General features: G+C 59.9%; 3 protein-coding genes. All 3 read left to right on the top strand.

Annotated features, from left to right (window positions below; genetic code table 11):
• Positions 1-1666 precede the first annotated feature (1666 nt).
• On the top strand, positions 1667-2437 hold the full coding sequence (locus EN853_RS35240) for an NAD(P)-dependent oxidoreductase (RefSeq protein WP_281033642.1): 771 nt from the start codon (positions 1667-1669) through the stop codon (positions 2435-2437).
• Positions 2376-2630, top strand: coding sequence for an NAD(P)-dependent oxidoreductase (locus EN853_RS35235; protein ID WP_348631624.1), 255 nt, complete (start codon positions 2376-2378; stop codon positions 2628-2630). Before EN853_RS35240 ends, EN853_RS35235 begins: the two co-directional genes overlap by 62 nt.
• Positions 2631-2867: 237 nt before the next feature.
• Positions 2868-3869: ABC transporter substrate-binding protein (locus tag EN853_RS32840; RefSeq protein WP_245517260.1), on the top strand; the 1002-nt coding region annotated here is incomplete at its 3' end.

The following is a 3869-nucleotide window of genomic DNA, read 5'->3' as shown; positions in this document are numbered from 1 at the left end:
GTCCGTATCGCACGAGATCTGGAAGAAGCCAGACCTTGGAACAAACGGCGACCTAAGACTTGGGCAGGCGGCAAATGACAGTCACGCCGAAGAAGATGGGGGCTGACGACGGCCTCGTTCCCTCCCCTTATTCAAGGCCGCATAGCGGAATCGAGGACGAACGAGACAGGAGGCCGAAACGAGCTCCCGAGCGGAGCGACGCCCGAGGGAGGGAGTGGATGACGGCGCCAGATTGTGTAGCATGCGGCCGACCCAAATCGGCCGTCTGCCAAGCCGCTCCATACCCTGCTTATCCCATCAAGTGCCACGTGAGCACGAAGAGAATCCAGGCACCCGAAAGGGTCGAAAAAACTCACAAGCGAGCGGCCGCCCTTGATTCATTAGAGAACCCAAGCAGTTTCAGGAGAACCCCCGATCCAGGCTGTTGGCCTGCCGCGCCATGTTACCAGAGCCGGAGCTCGACATCACGGCTTGCGGCGTAATCGCTTTCGAACGAAGCCGCGATACGCATGGATGCGGTCGGGCGGTGGACTGCCGCACGCCGGCTGGTCTCTCGGCGGATGCGGCAGCGAGCGCGGTGGGTGTCTCACGCGCCTCACTCTTACCGCTGGGCGAAGCGGCCGAACCCTTCTCACGGTGGCCGCGACTGCCACGCCTGCCGCAATGGAGCGCAGCGCTGACGCAGAGCGTCGAAGAGCTTCGCGCTGACAACTCGATGTGGGGCAAGAAGAAGCTCGCCTGCCGTTGAGGCGGGAGGAAATTGCCGTCTCCGCCTCGAGGTCGGCCGCAGCCTCATGGCCAGCGGCCTCGTCACGCCGGTCCCGACATTCCGCCGAAAGCCCGGCGGCCGCCGCTTCCGCCTGATCGGCCTCGATCGTCATGCAACGCGCCTGCCCAAGGGCCTCAAGCCCACCATGCCCGAACAGACCTCGACACCGTCTTCGTCGACCTCGCCTCCGGCAGGGCTGTCAAGCACTTCACCGCCTACGACCCTGTCGCCCGAGCCATGAAGAATGACTTCCTCGTTCCTCAGTCTTTGTCGGCTTGTGGACGTGGATGTTCGATGACCCGGCTCGACATGACGCTGATGCGCCTCGCTCGGATGGTCAGGGGTGCATATGATTCTTGAGAAAAGAGGATTTGAAGAATGCCTTGCTGTGAGAGGGCATGAGCCCAAGCGACGGTGACCGGAGGCTCCTGCACAGCGCCGGTAATCAAAAGGTTGCAACAGATCCTCACGCCTTCGTGACAGAACGCCCAGGGGCAAAGAACCAGGTCGCTCGCGAATAGGACGGACTCGACCATGGCTCTCTAGTCAAAAGTTTTGCGCGGCGGTCCAGAAATTTGCGCTTATCTCAAAACGAGATGGGCGTAAGGCAAAAAAAATATTGGAGTGTCCGATGCATCGGTGACCATAGTTCGGGGTCGATGGCTGAGGCAATTGCTTTGGACCAAGGAGGCGAAGGGCGCAGAAGCAGGAGGAATGACGATGGTGCCGGGAGACGCTGCAGCTCAGATATGGCGAGTGCGGCCGTGCGGTCGCTGGGGAGGTCAAGCGTTGTGAGCCTCGCAAGATGATGTTCGTGCAAGCCTGAGGCCGCCTCAGGCACCTTTCGATCGGTACACCCTCTGCGGTGGCTAGCGTCGCAATCTAGGGATCACAACCATGGCTGTTGAAACCCCAGAACTTACTATTGTCCTCAACGACTATGCCGCCGAATCTTATGCGCGACTTATCAAAGAGCGTTTTCCGCAGGTGCGCACCTTAGTGGCGCCCGACTCCGACCGGCTGGAACGGTACATAGGCGAGGCGGATGCGCTGCTTGGCGCCCGCTTTCCCGTGGAGGTCTTCGACAAGGCGAAGAAGCTGCGCTGGTTCCAGTGCGCCAACGCTGGAATTGATACCATCTTTCCCATTCGCGATAGAGTGGGAGAGCTAATGGTTACCAATGCACGCGGCATCCACGGCGATGTCATTGCCGATCATGTGATGGCCGGCGTGACGATGCTGCATTGGGATTTCCGGCGATTTCTGCGGGAGCAGAATGATCGGCAATGGAGCCCACGATTTGTAGCGCCGCTGGCAGAAAAGACACTTGGCGTCGTCGGATTGGGATCGATTGGAGCGACCATCGCCCGGCGCGCCAAGAGTGCGGGTATGACGGTGGTTGGTTCAAAGCGGGACATCTCTTTGCCAGTCGAGGGTGTCGACCGGCTGTTCGCCTCCGACGCACTCGAGGATCTGCTGCCTCTTTGCGATTTCGTTGTCTTGGCACTACCGGGAACGCCGGAGACGGCGGGTGCCATCGAAGCAGCCGAGATCGGGCTCATCAGGCCCCATGCGTTTCTAAATCAATATCGCTCGAGGCAGCGTTGTGGTGGAGGCCGAACTCATCAAGGCGCTGCGGACCGGCGCGATCGCAGGTGCAATGCTTGACGTATTCGAGAAGGAGCCGCTGCCCGAGGACAACCCGCTTTGGGACATGCCAAACGTGATCGTCACACCGCATCTGGCGGGAAGTCCGACGAATTATGAGGATCGAGTGTTCTCCATCTTCGCGGATAATCTCGATCGTTTCATCAAGGGAGAGGCACTGATGAATGTCGTGGATCTGGGGCGCGGCTATTAACGGGGGAACTGGGCTGGCGTGGAGGGCGCTGTGCTGTTTTGCGACCGCTAGGTGCTTCGTCAGACACTGTCGAGGCTCATTCGGATGACGAAGGGCGACGTCGGCTTGCAGCCTTAGGCGAAGTCAATCGCTCGTAGCGATGATGGGAAGAACACCAAGAAAGGAAATGCCATGACTAAATCAATGGGACGTGGATTTTCGGCGTCAATCAGAGAAACGTCGGGGAGGATATAACACATGAGCAAGAACTATCGCACTCTTGATCAAATCAGGCGCAACCACTCCCCGCTCGAAAACCACCTGGTTGACGGCCTCGTTGATGGCCGGGTCAGCCGCCGCGACTTTATCCGCCATGGCAGCCTGCTCGGCCTGTCGCTGCCGCTGCTGAGCGGCATAGCCACGGTCGCGGGCTTCAGTGGCATGCCCTCGCTCGCTCGCGCGCAGGGCTCGCCTGGCGCCACCATTCGCGTCGCCGGCGACATGCCGGCGGCGACGATCGATCCTGTGACTATCTCCGACGGAGGTAGCTTTGTGCTATTAGGGCAGGTCGGAGAATACCTCTGCATCGCCGGTTCGGACCTCGTGCTGCAGCCGGCGTTGGCTGAAAGCTGGAAGCCGAACGACACCGGCACGATGTGGACCTTCAAGCTGCGGAAGGGCGTGAAATTCCACAGCGGCGGCGAGATGAAGGCCGACGACGTCGTGGCCAGCATCGACCGTCTCGCCGATCCGGCCAATTCATCCAACGCGCTGTCGGTGTTCCGCGGCCTATTGCAGAAGGGCGCGACAAAGAAGGTTGATGACTATACGGTCGAGTTCCACCTCGACGCGCCGAACGGCAACTTCCCCTACATGGTGTCGTCGGACAACTACAATGCCATTATCATCCCGGCGAGCTATAAGGGCGACTACGAGAAGAGCTTCGACGGTACCGGGCCGTTCAAGCTGGAGAAATACACGTCCAAGGTCGGCGCCTCCTTCGTTCGCAACGAAAATTACTGGGGCGACAAGGTGCTGCCGGAGCGCATCGAGTTCATATTCTTCTCCGATGATCAATCGGCTATCCTGGCGCTGCTTGGCGGTGAGGTCGATGTCATCTCACTTTCGGCGGCGGCCGGCGTTAGCCTACTCAACAACCCGAACGTCAATATCGACAGCGTGAAGACGGCCTCGCACTCGCAGTTCCACATGCGCTGCGATTCCGATCCGTTCAAGGATCCACGCGTGCGTCGCGCCGTG

Source organism: Mesorhizobium sp. M1C.F.Ca.ET.210.01.1.1, from assembly GCF_004791585.1.
Lineage (GTDB): Bacteria > Pseudomonadota > Alphaproteobacteria > Rhizobiales > Rhizobiaceae > Mesorhizobium.
Note: the sequence above shows the minus strand (reverse complement) of the source record. Positions and strands in the feature narration are given on the sequence as shown.

Coding starts and splice junctions, on each gene's coding strand:
- EN853_RS35240 (WP_281033642.1), top strand. CDS start 1,667: ATGGCTGTTGAAACCCCAGAACTTACTATTGTCCTCAACGACTATGCC.